Source organism: Acinetobacter sp. YH12063 (genome assembly GCF_013419715.1).
Taxonomy (GTDB): Bacteria; Pseudomonadota; Gammaproteobacteria; order Pseudomonadales; family Moraxellaceae; genus Acinetobacter; species Acinetobacter amyesii.
On the sequence record NZ_VOZO01000008.1, the window covers coordinates 47562 to 65383 of the forward strand.

At 39.9% G+C, this 17822-nt stretch carries 16 protein-coding genes; 10 read left to right on the forward strand and 6 right to left on the reverse strand.

Annotation, left to right across the window (positions count from 1 at the left end; genetic code table 11):
* Nucleotides 1-233: 233 nt before the first annotated feature.
* Both rlmF and bfr read left to right on the forward strand, forming a co-directional pair.
* A complete protein-coding gene (gene rlmF / locus FTU12_RS10345) occupies nucleotides 234-1208 on the forward strand; it encodes a 23S rRNA (adenine(1618)-N(6))-methyltransferase RlmF (protein WP_180005444.1) in 975 nt (324 codons plus the stop codon).
* Nucleotides 1209-1569: 361 nt separating this feature from the next.
* Nucleotides 1570-2034 carry a bacterioferritin gene (gene bfr, locus FTU12_RS10350; protein ID WP_067762676.1) on the forward strand — a complete coding sequence of 155 codons (465 nt, stop codon included), beginning with the start codon at nucleotides 1570-1572 and terminating at the stop codon, nucleotides 2032-2034.
* 57 nt (nucleotides 2035-2091) lie between these two features.
* On the opposite strand, the gene FTU12_RS10355 is transcribed toward bfr, so the two are convergent.
* Nucleotides 2092-2658: a peroxiredoxin gene (locus tag FTU12_RS10355; RefSeq protein ID WP_180026714.1), complete on the reverse strand. Its 567-nt coding sequence runs from the start codon at nucleotides 2656-2658 to the stop codon at nucleotides 2092-2094.
* 190 nt (nucleotides 2659-2848) lie between these two features.
* Between FTU12_RS10355 and FTU12_RS10360 the strand changes: the two genes are divergently transcribed.
* From FTU12_RS10360 to FTU12_RS10385, 6 genes are all read left to right on the forward strand, one after another.
* Nucleotides 2849-3580 (forward strand): YqiA/YcfP family alpha/beta fold hydrolase, encoded by a 732-nt coding sequence (locus FTU12_RS10360; RefSeq protein WP_180114312.1) that lies wholly within the window; start codon nucleotides 2849-2851, stop codon nucleotides 3578-3580.
* A gap of 86 nt (nucleotides 3581-3666) precedes the next feature.
* Nucleotides 3667-4959 (forward strand): adenosylmethionine--8-amino-7-oxononanoate transaminase, encoded by a 1293-nt coding sequence (gene bioA / locus FTU12_RS10365; RefSeq protein WP_180114313.1) that lies wholly within the window; start codon nucleotides 3667-3669, stop codon nucleotides 4957-4959.
* The gene (locus tag FTU12_RS10370) at nucleotides 4956-6113 is read left to right on the forward strand and encodes an 8-amino-7-oxononanoate synthase (RefSeq protein WP_180026717.1); all 1158 of its coding nucleotides are present in this window, start codon (nucleotides 4956-4958) and stop codon (nucleotides 6111-6113) included. The genes bioA and FTU12_RS10370 overlap by 4 nt, the downstream gene beginning before the upstream one ends.
* 7 nt (nucleotides 6114-6120) lie before the next feature.
* The gene (bioC, locus tag FTU12_RS10375) at nucleotides 6121-6909 is read left to right on the forward strand and encodes a malonyl-ACP O-methyltransferase BioC (protein ID WP_180114314.1); all 789 of its coding nucleotides are present in this window, start codon (nucleotides 6121-6123) and stop codon (nucleotides 6907-6909) included.
* Nucleotides 6906-7550, forward strand: coding sequence for a dethiobiotin synthase (gene bioD, locus FTU12_RS10380; protein WP_180114315.1), 645 nt, complete (start codon nucleotides 6906-6908; stop codon nucleotides 7548-7550). Before bioC ends, bioD begins: the two co-directional genes overlap by 4 nt.
* Before the next feature lie 39 nt (nucleotides 7551-7589).
* Nucleotides 7590-8048 (forward strand): nucleoside deaminase, encoded by a 459-nt coding sequence (locus tag FTU12_RS10385; protein WP_180008179.1) that lies wholly within the window; start codon nucleotides 7590-7592, stop codon nucleotides 8046-8048.
* Nucleotides 8049-8152: 104 nt separating this feature from the next.
* Here the strand turns inward: FTU12_RS10385 and FTU12_RS10390 are convergent, their stop codons facing one another.
* The 5 genes from FTU12_RS10390 to FTU12_RS10410 all read right to left on the reverse strand — a co-directional run bounded on the left by FTU12_RS10390 (nucleotide 8153) and on the right by FTU12_RS10410 (nucleotide 13475).
* Entirely contained in the window at nucleotides 8153-8566 is a 414-nt protein-coding gene (locus tag FTU12_RS10390) for a biopolymer transporter ExbD (RefSeq protein WP_078190075.1), read from the reverse strand.
* Between the two features lie 18 nt (nucleotides 8567-8584).
* Entirely contained in the window at nucleotides 8585-9010 is a 426-nt protein-coding gene (locus FTU12_RS10395; RefSeq protein ID WP_078190074.1) for a biopolymer transporter ExbD, read from the reverse strand.
* 14 nt (nucleotides 9011-9024) lie between these two features.
* Nucleotides 9025-9888, reverse strand: a complete 864-nt coding sequence (locus FTU12_RS10400; protein WP_078194237.1) for a MotA/TolQ/ExbB proton channel family protein — start codon at nucleotides 9886-9888, stop codon at nucleotides 9025-9027.
* Between the two features lie 28 nt (nucleotides 9889-9916).
* Entirely contained in the window at nucleotides 9917-10615 is a 699-nt protein-coding gene (locus FTU12_RS10405) for an energy transducer TonB (RefSeq protein WP_180114316.1), read from the reverse strand.
* A gap of 148 nt (nucleotides 10616-10763) precedes the next feature.
* Nucleotides 10764-13475 (reverse strand): TonB-dependent receptor, encoded by a 2712-nt coding sequence (locus tag FTU12_RS10410; RefSeq protein WP_180114317.1) that lies wholly within the window; start codon nucleotides 13473-13475, stop codon nucleotides 10764-10766.
* Nucleotides 13476-14247: 772 nt separating this feature from the next.
* Here FTU12_RS10410 and FTU12_RS10415 point away from each other — a divergent pair.
* Nucleotides 14248-15975, forward strand: a complete 1728-nt coding sequence (locus tag FTU12_RS10415) for an ABC transporter substrate-binding protein (RefSeq protein ID WP_180114354.1) — start codon at nucleotides 14248-14250, stop codon at nucleotides 15973-15975.
* 67 nt (nucleotides 15976-16042) lie between these two features.
* On the forward strand, nucleotides 16043-17806 hold the full coding sequence (locus tag FTU12_RS10420; RefSeq protein WP_373684160.1) for an ABC transporter substrate-binding protein: 1764 nt from the start codon (nucleotides 16043-16045) through the stop codon (nucleotides 17804-17806).
* The last annotated feature ends 16 nt before the right edge of the window (nucleotides 17807-17822 follow it).

A 17822-nucleotide genomic window follows, 5' to 3' on the forward strand; every position in this document is an offset into this window, starting at 1 on the left:
TTGTTGATTCTTCATCTTCCACGGTTTTTTTAATGAAATCTAATGCTATAGCAACCAAAAATGTACAGATTAAATAAGAATAGATGTCCACGTGGTTATTGATTTGCAGAAAGACAAATAACAGGTTGGGGGAGCAATTGGGGGGTAAATTCACGTACAATATCAACTAATTTGCAGGTAGATATCCTGCCTTATCAGATGATTCTGTTCTCCCGTTGATTATTGGCATTCATATGGCGCAAGCAAAGAAATCTTTTCCGCAACAAAAATCGGAACTACATGCACGAAATCTGCATCGCAGTCGTTACGATTTTCCGCAGTTAATCAAGAGTTGTCCGGAACTTGCGCCTTTTGTCAGCCCAAATAAATATAATGATTTATCGGTAGATTTTTCTGATCCGCACGCTGTGAAAATGCTCAACAAAGCATTGCTCAAGCATTTTTATGGCATTCAATATTGGGATATTCCTCAAGATTATCTTTGCCCACCTATTCCGGGTAGAGCGGACTATATCCACTATATAGCTGACCTGTTGAGTGCAAACAATAAAGGGCAGATTCCAACTGGACACGCCGTTCAAGTCTTAGATATTGGGGTTGGCGCGAACTGTATTTATCCGATCATTGGTCATCGGAGCTATGGTTGGAAATTTGTCGGCTCAGACATACATGCTGCATCGGTTAAAAGTGCTCAATTTATTGTGGAGGCCAATCCGAATCTGCGTAAAGGGATTCAGATTCGATTGCAGAAGACAGCGAGCAATATTTTCAATGGTGTGATTAAACCTTCAGATCGTTTTGATTTGACCATGTGTAATCCACCATTTCATGCCTCGCAAGATGAAGCCAACGCGACAGCAACGCAAAAATTAAGAAAACTGGGTAAGCCAGTTAATCGGACCAAGGTGGTATTGAACTTTGGTGGTCAAAAGAACGAACTCTGGTGTGATGGTGGTGAAGAACGATTTGTCTGCCAAATGGTGCAAGAGAGTATTCATTTTGCTGAGCAATGCCTTTGGTTTAGTACGCTGGTTTCCAAGAAAACAACATTGCCCGTGCTTTTAAAGGCCTTAGCGAAGAGCGGCGCAGTGGATGTGAAAACCATTAAAATGACGCAGGGACAAAAAGAAAGCCGTTTTGTCGCTTGGACTTTTCTAGATTTAAGGCAACAGCAAGCGTGGAAGAATGCACGTTGGACTTCAGCTTAAGTCTGTCTTCGTTGGAGATTTTCGCCTTGTCTTTGACAGCAATGCATAGGGCATCAATATAAAGTTTCCCATAGCGATAAGCTCAGTGTGTTGAATCAATCAGGAGATATTTTTGCTAAACAAGACGCATTGTTAATTGTTACAAAAAACAGCATCTAGCGATTTTTGATTATTTCGTGTTCCAAATGCCTTAAATTTTCTGCAAGGGCTTCTTTTATATGTGAAAAATGCGCGGAATTGAACTGCAAATGCGTATGTTTATCATTTAAATTTTATATAAATCATAAACTTACAAAAATTATATTTTGCATTCATTTTGAAACTTGTCCATAATATTTGAAAAGGGTATGGAGTGAAGAAAATGCGTGGCAATCCAGAAGTCGTAGACTACTTAAATATGCTGATCGGTGGCGAACTGGCTGCTCGTGATCAATACTTAATTCATTCCCGTATGTATGAAGATTGGGGCTTAAGTAAAATCTTTGAACGTATCGATCATGAAAGCCAAGAAGAAGGCTCACATGCAGATGCATTGATTCGGCGCGTATTGTTCCTTGAAGGAACGCCGAATATGAATCGTGATGATATTGAAGTCGGTACAGACGTTGTGACTTGTTTAAAAGCGGATTTGGCGCTTGAATATCATGTTCGTGAGAAACTTGCACAAGGCGTAAAATTGTGTGAAGAAAAGGGTGACTATGTGACCCGTGATATGCTCCGTCAGCAAATGTCAGATACTGAAGAAGATCATACTTACTGGCTTGAAAAGCAAATGCGTTTGATCGAACTTATTGGTCTACCAAACTATATTCAGTCTCAAATGTAATTTAAAAAATATCCAAAAAACCCAGCTTCTGCTGGGTTTTTTATTGGGCCATGAAAACTATTGTTGTAGTTTTTTAATATCTGCCAAGACTTGCGCCGCATGTGTCTGTGTATTCACACTGGTGTAGTGATAAACAATAATGCCTTTCGGATCAATCAGAAAGGTTTCACGTTTGGCAACTTTCAAAATCCCTAAGTTTCGTACAATACCTAACTGTGTCGCCAGCTTATGTTGGAGGTCGGCAAGAATTGGAAAGGGAAGTCCGAGTGCTTTAGAGAACGTTTGATGTGATGCAACATCATCTAAGCTTGCGCCCAAAACAACCGCATTAGTTTTTAAAAATTGTGGATATAGGGTTTTAAATTGATTGGCTTCTTCTGTACAACCGGGTGAGTTGTCTTTGGGATAAAAGTACAGAACGAGCCATTTCCCTTGATATTGCTTCAGTTCGTGCCATTTTCCATTTTGATCTTGCAATTTAAAGTTGGGTGCGGGTGTGCCAACCCATTGTTTTTGTTTGTTTTGACTGGTGCTGAGTATTGATGTTTCGGCAACTGTGATTTGGGTCGTTGCTATTAAAGCACATGTCATTAAACAGATTTTAAGCAATGAAGAAACTTTCATAGAGCATCAGTTTATATTGTTCTTTATTCGATCTTAACAAATTTTAAAGCGCTGTAGGCTGGCTGATTTTTTATTTATTGAAGTCGATTTTGAATGTCTTTTGGCAAACCGGTTGATGTGCTGAAATGCCACTATCAAACTTGCTCTGAACTTTTATACTATTTGGAATCGTTTAATTTTAGAGTTTGCATTGAAACAACAGATTTTACTTATTACTGGTTGGGGCGGCGGTCGTAAATTACTTACTCCTTTACAGCAGGCATTGATCGCGCAAGGTTATCAGGTCGAATTATGGAATATTTTTGATGCCTTAAATCTAGAAGTGCTCGAACAGAAAGTTGAATTGGCGCAGCAATTTGATGTGATTATTGGCTGGTCACTTGGTGGTCAATTGGCGACGATTTTGGTAGATGAAATTCAAAAAAAATATCAACAACAAAAAGTGCTGATCACACTTGGCTCAAATCCAAGTTTTGTGGCTCATGAAAAGTGGTCTGCTGCGATGGATCAAGCGACTTTTCAAAGCTTCAAACAATCTTTCGAGCAGGATGCAATTTCGACCCTAAAAAAGTTTGGTTATATGGTTTGTCAGGGTACTTATAGCACCAAGCAAGATTTCATCATCTTGCAAAGTTTGATTCAAGCGCAAAATTTAGATGTGCTTCGAGCAGGATTAAACTGTTTGGAGAAGCTTAATAATGTCAGTATCTTGAAAAACTACACAGGTCATCAATACCATATTTTTGCTAAGCAAGATTATTTGGTTAGTTACAAAGTTGAACGCTTACTGCGTAATTTAGCTGTAAAGTTTTTGGAGACAGAATTGGTTTCTGGCTCACATGGCTTTCCATTGTTTCAATCTGAGGTCATAAGTTGCAAAATCTGCCAATATTTAAAGAAAATAGAACAAATCTCTGACTAGCTGGGCTTTATGGCAATTTATTTTTCCTTGCCGTGGGTTTAACATCTTGCCACATTGATGTTTTAGCCTGATACATGGAGTGAGGGATGGCCAATTTAACCGATCTACAATTTGATCAGCAGCATATTTGGCATCCCTATACATCGATGACTCAGCCCCTTCCAACGTTTAAAGTGAAACGTGCGCAAGGGGTGATGATTGAGCTTGAAGATGGTCGTCAATTGATTGATGGTATGTCTTCATGGTGGTGTGCGATTCATGGTTATAACCATCCCGAGCTAAATCAGGCTGTGATCGATCAACTGCAACAGATGTCTCATATCATGTTTGGTGGATTGACGCATGATCCCGCGATTCAACTGGCTAAATTACTGTTAAAAATCACCCCGCCCAGTTTAGATAAAATCTTCTTTGCTGATTCAGGTTCGGTTGCTGTCGAAGTAGCCTTGAAAATGGCAGTGCAGTATTGGGCGTCTTTGCATCAACCGAATAAAACCAATTTTGTCACTCCACGTTCTGGCTATCATGGCGACACTTGGAATGCGATGTCTGTGTGTGATCCCGTGACAGGGATGCATCAAATTTTTGGCCCAAGTTTGCCAAATCGAATTTTTGTTCCTGCGCCGCAAATTGGCTTTGACCAAGCGTGGAATTCAGCGGATATTGCTGAACTAGAAAAGACTCTGATTGAACAGCATGAAAATATTGCGGGATTGATTCTTGAGCCGATTGTACAAGGCGCAGGAGGTATGCGTTTCTATCATCCTCAATATTTGCGTCAAGCTAAATTACTCTGCAAGCAATACAATATCTTGCTGATCTTTGATGAGATTGCGACTGGCTTTGGGCGAACAGGAAAACTCTTTGCTTGGGAATGGGCTGCAGTCGAGCCAGATATTATGTGTATTGGTAAAGGGCTGACAGGCGGTTATATGACCTTGTCTGCAACCCTGACTACGCAGAAAGTCGCAAATACGATTAGCCAAGGCGAAGCCGGCGTGTTTATGCATGGCCCAACCTTTATGGCAAATCCTTTGGCTTGCGCTGTGGCTGTAAAAAGTACCGAACTGCTGCTTTCTCAAGATTGGCAAGCCAATATTCGACGTATCGAAACTCAATTGAAGTTTCATTTACTAGCACTTTCATCGCTTGAACATGTCAAAGATGTGCGAATACTTGGTGCTATTGGTGTGGTGGAATTGACCTTCAATGTAGATATGAAAATGCTACAACAGGAGTTTGTCCGTCGTGGCATTTGGATTCGTCCATTCGGTAAGCTAGTTTATGTGATGCCGCCATATATTATTTCTGAGCATGAATTAAAAATTTTGCTAGAACAAATGGTTGAGGTGGTGAAAAACATGGAGCAGCCAGCATGAATCTGCTCAACCATTTTTCAGATCAACTTGATCAACTAAAACAGCAAGGCAACTTACGTCAGTTCACTTCAAATCATCAGCACGATCGTTACATTAGTATTCACGATCACAACATGTTGAATTTAGCGTCAAATGACTATTTAGGTTTGGCTTCAAACCAACATCTACGTGAACAATTTTTTGATGAAACCCCGAACGCACAGCGTTGGATGAGTTCATCCTCTTCGCGGTTGCTGACGGGGAATTTTCCAGAATATGAGCAACTTGAATCAACATTAAGTGATGCCTTTCATGGCCGATCAGCACTGTTATTTAACAGCGGCTATCACATGAATATCGGGATTTTACCTGCACTGGCAGACAGTAAAACCTTGATATTGGCGGATAAGCTGATTCATGCCAGTATGATTGATGGCATCCGATTATCGAGTGCGAAATATGTACGTTATCGCCATAATGATTTGGCGCATCTATTTCAGCTTTTATGTAAATACCATGAAGATGAGGCTTTTGAGCGGATCATTGTGGTGACTGAATCGATTTTCAGTATGGATGGTGATGAAACTGATTTGGCTGAATTGGTACGGATCAAAAAACAATTTTCCAAAGTGATGTTGTATGTCGATGAGGCGCATGCAATCGGTGTGCGCGGTGAGCGTGGTTTAGGCTGTGCTGAGCAATATCAGGTGATGGATGATATTGATCTTTTAGTCGGTACATTTGGTAAAGCACTGGCTTCAATAGGGGGGTATCTCATTTGTCATTCGATTATTCGTGACTATTTGATTAACTCGATGCGACCGTTGATTTTTAGTACTGCACAGCCCCCGATCTGTATGGTGTGGACAGATTTTATTTTCAAGAACGTTTTAAATTTAAAAGCAGAGCGTCACCATTTACAGCAAATCAGTCAAAATTTGCAACAAGCGGTGCAATCCCAAGGTTTTGATTGTCCATCTACATCACATATTGTGCCCGTCATTATTGGCGAGTCGAATAAAACTGTTGCTAAGGCTCAAGCTTTGCAAGCGGCAGGTTTTTATATCATGCCTGTACGTCCACCCACTGTGCCGCAGCATAGTTCGCGCTTACGCATTTCACTCACTGCTCAGATTGCACAAACAGATCTTGATCAGTTGACTCAATTGTTGTGAGTGACTTGTGAATAATTTTGAGATTGATAAATCCCAAGTGGCTTTGCGATTTGCTCAGGCAGGGCAGAGCTATGCTGAACATGCCGTTGTACAAAAAGAGATTGTTCAACATTTATTTGAGTTGATGCAGCAGTATTGTCTAAAGTTGCAAAATCATCCTATAGAAACGGTTTTTGAAATTGGATGTGGCTCGGGGAATTTAAGCCATTTAATGCTGGAAAATATGCAAATCAATCATTTGGTTTTAAATGATCTATATGCAGAAATTCAACAGCATTTTCCGTCAAGTCCGCAGATTCAGTACAGACTTGGAGATATCGAACAACTTGAATTTCCACAGCATATCGACTTGATCGCAACTAGTTCGGCTTTGCAATGGGTAGGGAACTTTGCGGGCATTGTTGAAAAAGCCTTTCAAAATTTAAATCCAGGGGCATATTTTTGTTTTTCGACCTTTGGAAAGCAAAATTTACAGGAAATAAAAGCTTTGACTGGGCAGGGTTTGGACTACCTCGATGTTGAAATGCTTCAAGCCATATTAAGTCAAAATGGTTTTGAAATTCTGCATCTTTCAGAGCAGACAGCGGCATTATATTTTGATCATCCAAAGCAGGTTTTGCAGCATTTAAAAGCGACAGGTGTGACTGCGACAGCATCACATTTCCGATGGACGAAACAATCGCTCTTTGATTTTTATTCAGCATATCAACAGTTTTCTTTGCGTGATGAGTCTGGGCAGATGCGTTATACACTGACCTATCATCCGATTTTTTGTATTGCACGGAGAATGCCATGACAGGGCAAGTTTATTTCATTAGTGGGATCGATACAGGCATCGGTAAAACATATACCACGGGCTATTTGGCTAAAATATGGAATGAACAAGGGGTGCGAACGATCACGCAAAAGTTGATTCAAACAGGCAATGTCGATATTTCTGAGGATATAGAACAACATCGTCAAATTATGGGTACGGGGTTGTTGGTCGAAGATGAAACCAAACTTACGATGCCTGAAATATTTAGTTATCCTGCGTCGCCACATCTCGCCACCAAACTCGATGGACGTGACATTGATTTTGCTAAAATTGAATACGCGACAAAACGTTTAACTGAAAAATATGACAACGTTTTACTCGAAGGTGCGGGAGGGTTGATGGTGCCATTGACTACGGACCTTTTAACCATCGACTATGTTGTAGAGAAGCAATATCCCGTTATTTTGGTGACTTCGGGGCGTTTGGGCAGCATTAACCATACGATTTTAAGTTTGGAAGCACTAAAAAGTCGTGGCTTGGCGCTTTATGCACTGGCTTATAATTTAAATGATGAATCGCAAGATGCATTGATTTCTAAAGATACTGCTGAATATTTAAAAGCATATTTAGCCAAACTCTTTCCAGAGGCGTTATGGATTGATGTTCCTGTATTGGCATAATGGGCTAACTCTATATATTGACAATGATTGGGTGTAATTATGACGGATCATGCGTTTATAGAACTTGCGATTCAACTTGCGAAAGAAAATATTGAGCAAGGTGGGCGACCATTTGGTGCTGTGATCGTTAAGCATGGTGCTGTGGTGAGTACAGGGGTGAATGAAATATTAATCTCAGGCGATCCGACATCTCATGCCGAGTTAAATGCATTAAGACAAGCCGCACAAAATTTAAATACGACGTCTTTGAAGGACTGTGTCGTTTATGCGAGCGGACAACCGTGTCCAATGTGTTTGGCAGCTCTGCGAATGGTTGGAGTTGAAAAAATTGTGTATGCCTATTCAAATGCTGATGCAGAAGCCTATGGCTTATCTACAGCAGAGATTGCCGAAAAATTAAGACATGAACCTCATGAGCAGCAAGGGTTGAGTTTTAGTCAGTTAAAGCCAAACTGTGATCATGAGCTATATGAATTTTGGAAGCAGAAAAATACTTAATAAATACTAAGAGTTTCTTTCTGAGTCACTAACTGTATAGATTTCTGTGAAGAATTAAAAAAGCCAACTGAGGTGATCAGTTGGCTTTTTTTGTTGGGGAGCAATTATTGATTTGCTGAGACCCCAATTTTTTTGACATTCAAACGTTGTGCTGCTGCCATCACCATAGCGACATCTTTATATTCTGTCATTTTGTCAGGTTGCACTTTGATCGTATCCTGATCTGCTTGTTGTGCAACACCAGCAAAAAGTGTTTCTAAAGCTTGCTTATTGGCAACGGGTTGACCATTCCAAAATAATTTACCTTGCGCATCAATCCGTAAAGTGACCGGCTCAGGCGGCTTTTCATTGGTTGGCGGTGGCGTACCGTTTGGCAAATCAATATTGATCGAGTTATTTGGAATTGGAATTGTGATAATAAACATAATGAGCAAAACCAACATCACATCGATCAATGGCGTCATGTTGACGTCCAACATAACATCATCGTCTTTATCGGAACCGACATTCATTCCCATACCTTGTCCCTCATCCGATTATGGTGCGGCAACAGGGGTGGTGACAAAAGCAATTTTGCCAATTCCTGCTGCTTGTGTTGCACTAATGACTTCATCAATCGCTTCATATTTTGTCACCTGATCGCCACGGATATGAACTTCAGGTTGCGGACGCTTTTTAGCTTCCGCTTGTAGTCGACTGATCAGCGTATCTTTATCTGCAATGTATTTTTCATTCCAGAAGATATCGCCATTTTTATTGACAGCAATCTGAATATTGATCGGTTTAGTTTCATAAGGCGTATTCTTTTCCTCAGGCAACTTCACCGGAACTGTATGGATTGCAACAGGTACTGTAATTAAGAAAATAATGAGCAGCACCAACATAATATCAACCAAAGGTGTTGTGTTAATGGCTGAAATTACATCATCTTCGTCACCATCTGAATTGACCATCATTCCCATGGCTGATGCCTCTCTTATTTTGTGTCGTTATTATTGTTTTTGATCTCACCGCTTAAAAGTACGGTGTGTAGATCTGAACCAAAGGTACGAACATTATCTAGAACTGCTTTATTACGACGTGTTAACCAGTTATAGCCAAGAACCGCAGGTACTGCTACAGCCAAACCAATTGCCGTCATAATTAGGGCTTCACCGACTGGGCCTGCAACTTTATCAATAGATGCCTGACCTGAAATACCAATTGCCGTTAAAGCATGGTAAATACCCCAAACTGTACCGAATAAACCCACAAATGGTGCAGTCGAACCTACAGTAGCGAGGAAAGCTAATCCACCACTTAAATGGCTTTGAATTTTATCGATAGCACGCTGGATTGAAATAGTTACCCATGTGTTGAAGTCGATACGTTCCAGCAGATTACCGCCGTGTTTTTTGGTTGAATTAATGCCTTTTTCTGCAATAAAGCGGTATGCACTCGATTCGTCTAAGGTTTCTGCTGCGCTATCAATTGAAGCAGCATCCCAAAATTTAGCTTCGGCTTCTTTGCCTTGACGTTTAATTTTAGCTTGTTGAATAAATTTAGTGACCATGATGTACCAAGTTCCAATCGACATCAGGACCAAGATAAAGAGTGTCGATTTAGCAACGATGTCACCTTCACGCCATAGTGCTTCTAAGCCATACGGGTTATAGACTTCTTTGGTTGCTGTAGGCATTGGTGGCGGTGCAGGTGTATTTGTTGTATTCGTAGTTTCTACTTGTGTTGTTGCAGTATTTGCAGATTCTTCAGCAAATGCTGCTTGCAGTGGGAGTAATGTACTTGTTACTAAAACTGTAGCAGATGCAAAAATACGCGCAGATTTCATCATTTTATTCATTTATATTCTCCAAATTTTTGTAGATTCATTAATCAAGTTTAAATTCGTATTCAATATCAAACCAATCTTCAACTGGCTCACCATTTTTGAGTGCAGGCTTAAATGTACATAAGCTGAATGCTTTGCTAGCAGCCTTATCTAGAGATTTAGTACCACTCGATTTTTTGACCTTCACTTGTTTCGCACTGCCGTCAGGCCCAACCAATACAGAGATGCGGACAGTTCCTACTTCTTCTGCCATTGCAGCTTCACGAGGATAATCTGGCTCCTTACATCCCACACTTCCCTCAGATGCACCACGTGTTTCCCCAGCTGGTTTTGGAGCAGGGGCAGGCGCGGGTGCTGCCGCAACGACTGGTGCAGGTGCTGCAACAGGGCTAGGAGATGGGGAAGCTGTAGGCGTAGGTGTTGAAACGGCTTTAACTGTTTGTGTTGGTGCAGCTTTTTCAACAACCTTTTGTTCAGGTTGAGGGGCTGGTGTTTTGAGCACTTCCTTAACCAGTTTTGGTAATTCAGGTGGTTTTTCAATTGGTTTCGGTTTTTCTGGCTCAGGTTTTTTATCTTGAATAATGATTAATTCAACAGGTTCTTCTACAGTTTTCTCACCTTTTTTGGAAAGCCCAGTAATTAATCCGTAGAGTACAATGAGATGCAGAAGAATGACTGCCCCAATTCCGATCAGGCGTTTGCCGGAATTATTTTCTAATTCGGAAAAGCTTTTGCCCATTACTACTCCTGAAATGTGAGACAAACAATCAATAGTGAAATTGGCACTTGAGATATAAGTGTTTTTTGCATTTTTTATGTTTGACTAATTAATTAAATAAATAGTGCAAGTACGATTCCTATTGGAATCGTACTTGCAAATTTAGCTTTTAGAACTTGTAAGTACCACGGACATAGAATGTACGACCAGTAGGATCGCTATAACGAGGGTCATAACCATATTGGAAGTTATCTAATACGTTCGATGCAGCAGGCTCTTCAGCAAATAGGTTTTTGATACCACCAGTGATTTCTAAGTTTTTGAAACCACTGTATGTTCCTGCAACGTTATACAGTGTGTAATCAGGCACACGGTGTTTATCAAATTTTTCTTCGCCGATTTGGTTTTGGTCATCGTAGCCACGGAAGAACTGTTGTTCGAAGATGATTTTCCAGTTTTCATAGCTCCAATTTAGATTCGCTGTGTGCTTCCAACGTAAAACAGCAGGGTCGTCATACACACCTACTAAGCCTTCCCAATCACCGCCTTTTTCTTCTTGGTAGTCATTTTTGATGACATAGGTACCATTAATGCCAAAGCCAAAACGACCTGTCGCGGTTAATGGTGAAAGGTAATCTAAGCTAATGTCGATACCTTGAGTTTTAATACCCCCTGTATTCATTAGAATGGTATTGATGTATTCAATACGACCATCGGCACCACGCACGAATAATGAAGCATATTTCTCAGGATCTTCAAAAATTGAAGTTTCACCTACTTGACCAACTAATTCTTCAATTTCAATGTTGTAATAATCAACAGCTAAAACTAAGTTTTTAATTGGTTCGTAAACAAAACCGGCGGTAAATGTTTTAGATTCTTCTGGTTGAAGATCTGGGTTACCACCTTGCATACGGTAGAACTGAGTATTACATTCGGTTTGATATTGAGGTGAAGTTGGATTACCACCTGGACAAAGGACAGGGTCGTTATATTTTGCGCCAGTGTAGGTTTTGCTTTGTTGCGCATTAATTTCCCAAAGGCTTGGAGCACGGAAACCAGTACTGTATGTACTACGGAACATAAGTTGCTTCATTGGTTCCCAACGAATACCGACTTTTGGATTGAACGTATCGCCAAAATCGCTGTAGTCGTCATAACGTGCTGCAAGTTGAGCTTCAATCGTTTTGGTAATTGGAATTTGAAGCTCAGCAAAAGCGGCAGTAATATCTCGGTCACCTTTACTCAGAGGTTTGTCAGGGTCAATACCACTACCCGGTACAAGGCGTACTAACTCAGAGTTTACTTTTGCTTCCCAATCTTGAGTTGTAAAACTTCCACCAAATGCAAAACCAACATCACCAGCTGGTAAGGTGTAAATCGGGCGGCTCACGGTAAAGTCAAATGTTGTGGAATCAAGTGTTGCTTCGTTTGTTGTACCACTCACATTTAATGAGTTCCAAACGTTAGCATCTGCAGATGGACCAAATGGGTTGATTGTGCCGTCATTTAATCCTTCTTGTAGTTTGTTACGATTTAAGTATCCACTAACAAAGCTATCTGATGCTTCGCCTTTTGCGTAAGTTACGCCACCGTTGATATCCCAACCGTATGCTTCACCTTCAAGTCCAGCAAAAATACGATGAGATTCATTGATAGATTGTGAAACACGGTTACCGGCTTGAGAGCGTAAGTAGAGTTGTAATGGATCACCACTTAGACCATCTACACCAGGGGTAATACCCTCGCCTGGATAATATTGACTGCTTTTAGGAATCGTGACAGAGCGGCTGTAGACGTCTGGAGCAATAGAAGTCGTCACTTTGCTTTTTGCATAGACATATTCACCAATAGCGTTGAAGTTATCGCTAAGTTTGATGGTTGCACGACCAATTGCAGACAAGTCCTCAGTTTCTGGCTGAATACCAATTAATGCTTGGGTGTTGAGGAAACATAGTCCGCCATCTTCAACTACATTGACTAAGTTATTACAGTTTGCAGCTCCACCGTATGGGTTTGCGAGAACACCTTCAGGATTGCCTTCATCATCTAAAGGCCCGCCGTTTGGATCAAGAAAGTTAGCAGGGAAGCCATTTGCTGAACCAGCATCGATACCTAACTCAGGTAGAAGGCCACCACGACGGCTGACTTTACGGTCTTTTGCCATAATTTCTTTGGCTTTACGGTAGTCAATTGCGCCATAAACGTTAAAACCTTGTTCATCTAAGTCGCCATAGCCACCAAAAATCGAAACATCGTATTCTTCGCCACCTTTATCTTCTGGTTTGAGTAAACCACCGCTAATACCTAAGCCTGTGTATTGTTTTTTGGTAATAAAGTTAATTACACCTGCAATTGCATCTGCACCATAAGTTGCAGAGGCACCATCACGTAAAACCTCAATACGTTCAACCATTGCAAGCGGAATAGTATTTAAGTTGGTCTCAGATGTACTAAATGGGCTATAAGCCAAACGACGTCCATTAAGTAGGACAAGGGTTTTATCTGATCCTAGGCCACGTAAGTTCGCTGTTGAGCCTGACGTATTACTTGCACCAACGTTTTGCGCTGTACTGTAGCCCGCTTGGTTCGCACTAATTTTTATTAAGGCTTCTTCAGTCGTTGTAACCCCTTGTTTAGTTAATTCTTCAACTTTAATCACCGTAATAGGTGAAGAACTTTGAGCAGAAACCCCTTTAATGGATGAACCAGTCACAGTTACTTTGGCTACTTTTGTTGGCTTAACTGTTTCTTCTTCATTTGTTTCTGCTGCATGCGCTAAAGATAAACACAGCATACTTAAACTAAGAGTACTTAATTTAAGTATTGTTTTGCTAAATGGTGTGCCCCCCACAGATTTAGCATTTTTTTTCTCTTTCATAGTAAAAGTATTCCTTTTTGTTGTAGTTAGCGATATTGCTTGATTCTTTTTAAGCAATTCAAGTGCCATATTTATATTTAAATTATATTTTCAAATATAAAATACTGATAAATATCTACATTATTGATTTTAAATTGGAGAAATTTAAGATGAACGGTAAGTATATTTTTTAAAATTATCCTTTTGATTGGGGTTTATTGGGAATTTAACATTTGATCAAAAAAAAATTTAAAAACATGATTAGGTGCAAATTAAACCATAAAAAGTGTGATTTAATTCATATTTATGTGTTTGATTTATAAGGCTAATAAGAGAAATAAATAAAAAATAAAAACCATAAATTCAGTGGCTTAGTTGTCTGTTGTCTGTCATTTCATCTGAACATGATCCATTATGAATCAGGAATGTATTATATTTGTGCAGAATGTGCATGGATGAGTACACATCCAAGAGTTGAATTTTTGATAAAAACGAGCTTTACTCGGAAAGTCGCTATTAGTATAAATTTATCTTAAAAAATGAATTTAAAAGGATATTTAATTCAGATAAATTTCAACCAAGGAGTGGTGGCATGAATTTCGCTTTATATTAATGAGTGTATTAAGTTCTACGTTTAAAACTTAATTTAAACTGGTTCATTTTATTTTAGTGAGGGTGGCTTTATTTAAAGTCTGCTTGCGGCTTTGTATTATTAAAAAATCATCAGAAAGGAAAAGGTTTGGAAACTAGAAAATTTAAAATAGCGCTCCTTGCATTATTAATTTCAACAGGGATGATGGCCGAGGTTCAAGCTTCTGCACAATCGAATAAAGTTTTAAATATTGCATTTGAAGCACCGGATGATGGTTTTGATATGGTCAAAACCTATAATTATTATAGTGGCAATATTGCGGAAGCGATTTTTGAACCCTTATTAAAATATGACTATCTAGCACGTCCTGTTGTTCTTGTTCCAAATACCATTGAAGCGATGCCAAAGATTGAACAAGAAGGAAAAGTCTATACCTTCAAAATCAAACGAGGCATCCATTTTTCAGATGATCCAGCCTTTAAGGGGAAAAAACGCGAGCTGGTTGCGCAAGATTACATTTACGCAATTCAGCGAATTTTAGATCCAGCTAACCGTTCTCCGACTTATTCATTTATTGATGGCAAGATCTTAGGGGGGGATGCGGTCGTTGCGGATGCAAAAAAGTCAGGAAAATTTAATTACAATGCAGCAATTGCCGGCCTAAAAGCGATAGATCCTTATACTTTGCAAATTACTTTGACGCGCCCTGACTATAATTTCCAATATATTTTGGCCTATGTTACGTTTGGTGCAATTTCAAAAGAAGTTGTTGAATTTTATGGTAATAAAATTGCACAACATCCTGTAGGAACGGGGCCGTATCAGCTCAGTAAATATGTGCCACGTAGCAAGATCGAATTGGTTGCAAACCCGAATTATCGTGGTTTTGTCTGGAATTTTAAATCGACAGGCACAGCTTGGGACAATCAGTTAGTCAAAGAAATGAACGGGAAGAAAATGCCACAAATCGGCAAGGTTTCCGTCAGTATTATTGAAGAAGAACAGTCACGGTGGTTAGCATTTAAAACAGGGCAGCTGAATTTTGATAAATTGACCTCAAATGCAGTACCGCAAGCCTTAGATTCGCAAAATAAACTTAAGCCTGATTTGCAAAAGCTTGGCATTAAGCATTATCCAAATAAAGATGCTGAAATCACCTACAGCATGTTCAATATGCAAGACCCGCTTGTCGGTGGTCAAAGCCTTGAAAAGATTGCGTTACGCCGTGCCATCAGCATGTCATACAATCAAGCTGAAGCGATTAAACAGTTATATCAAGGGCAGGCCGTAAAGGCTGAAATGTTTTTGCCAGAAGGTGTGAGTGGCTTTAATCCAAAATATCGCAGCAGTTTGGGATATAACCCATTGCTGGCTAATAAATTACTGGATCGATTTGGGTATAAGAAAGGTGCTGATGGCTATCGAACCTTGCCCGATGGTAAAGCGTTGACCTTAAAAATAAATACTGAAAATAGCTCTAAATCGGTGATTCAATCTGAGTTGTGGAAAAAAAATCTCGATGCCATTGGAATACGGGTACAGTTTAAGGTCAGTAACTTTGCTGATAATTTAAAAGAAGCAATGCAATGTAAATATATGATGTGGTCAGGAGCGTGGATTGCAGATTATCCTGAAGGGGAGAACTTTGCTCAATTACTATATGGGCCAAATTCAGGACAAGGGAATTTAAGTTGTTATCAATCTAAAGCTTATGACGCTTTATATAAACAAGCAATTGTGTTGAAACCTAAAGATCGTGAACCTTTTTATGAAAAAATGAACCGTCAAATTGAAGCGGATAACCCTTGGATTATCCATTCTACACGGATTCGTAATTGGTTAATTCACCCTGAAATTCAGGGGTATAAAACACATCCAATGATGAACACCAGTTGGCAATATCTCGATATTCAGCCTAGTAAAAAATAATTGAGTCAGGATTACAATGAAGCGAAATTCGAATTTTACGCTAACCAAATTTGCTACAGCGTGTTTGATGGGGGGAGTGCTATTCAGTGCGATGCCGACATTAGCAATGGCAAAGAATCCAGCAGATCCAAATAAAGTTTTACGTCATATTTTCCCTGTCGCAGAAACAGGTTTTGACCCAGTTGGCGTACATGATCTGTATTCTGCACATGTGAATACCTCAATCTTTGAAACCTTATATACCTATGACTATTTAGCATCACCAGCAAAGTTGGTTCCTAAAACGGCGGCTGCGATGCCAGAAATCAGTGCTGATGGTTTGACTTATACCATTCGCCTGCAAAAAGGCATTTATTTTGCTGATGATCCTGTGTTTAAGGGCAAGAAAAGAGAGTTAACCTCGGCTGATTATGCATATACCTTTAGACGTTTAGTCGATCCACAACTTCGCTCACCAAACAGTTGGCTACTCGATGGCCGCATTTTAGGCATGGAGAAGGTTTTAGATAAGGCGAAAAAAACAGGTAAGTTTGACTATGATGCACCAATTGAAGGCATACAAACTCCTGATCGTTATACCCTTGTCATTCGTTTAAATTCTCCAGATCAAAACTTTCCAATGTTATTGGCTCATCAACCTGCATCGGCCATGGCACGTGAAGTGGTCGAAAAATATCGAGACAAAGCGGGTTTTGTGATGGGTAAACCTGTGGGCACAGGGCCATATATTTTGACACGCTGGACACCTGGTTCACGAATTATTTTAAAGGCCAATCCAAACTATCGTGGCTTTGTCTGGGACTTCAAGGCATCAGATGCCAAAGATGAAAAGATTGTAAAAGCCATGCAAGGCAAAAAAATGCCGCAAATTGGCGTGATTGATATTCAGGTGATGGAAGAATCACAATCACGTTGGTTGACATTTGCAAAAAATGAAGCGGATTTGTTGGTACTAGATGGAGATTTGTCGGTACAAGCCTTAAAAGATGGAGAGCTAAAGCCTGAGTTGGCTAAAAAAGGCATCCAAATGTCGCGGATTTCTGACCCCTCTATCGACTATCACTATTGGAATATGCAAAACCCTGTGGTTGGAGGTTTTAGTAAAGAAAAAATTGCATTACGTCGTGCAATGGCGATGGCTTATTCAGCAGATAATCAAATCAAAATTTTGATGAATGGTGATGCACAAAAATTACAAAGCCCAATTCCACTCGGCGTTGTCGGCTATGACCCGAATTATAAGTCGAGTATTCCATACTCAGTTAAAGCGGCAAATTTATTGCTCGATCGTTATAACTATAAAGTCGGCGCAGATGGCTGGCGTACTCAACCGAATGGTAAACCGCTTACGATTGAAATGACGATATCGGGCAATAGTAGCCGTAGTCAGCAGTTGGGCGAATTTTGGAAGAAAACTTTAGATAGCATCAAAATTAAAATGACAACAAAGTCGATGCCATTTGCAGAAGCTTTAAAAGCCGAAAAACAGTGTAAAACCATGTTTAAAGCATCTGCATGGATCGCAGACTATCCAGATGCAGACAATTTTATGCAATTGTTCTATGGCAAAAATATCAATGTCACCAACAACGGCTGTTCAAAAATTCCTGAATACGACCGTTTATATGAACAGACGCAGCGTATGAAACCGGGACCGGAGCGTGATGCAATCTATCGGAAAATGTCACGCATATTAGAAGTGTACATGCCTGTCCAAATTAATTATGCACGTTACCGTAGTGTGTTGTCGCAACCACGCGTGATTGGTTATAAAAAGCATCCAATTTTGGTAACAGAATGGATGTACATCGATATTGACCCGAAAAAATAAAATGGAACAAAACTGG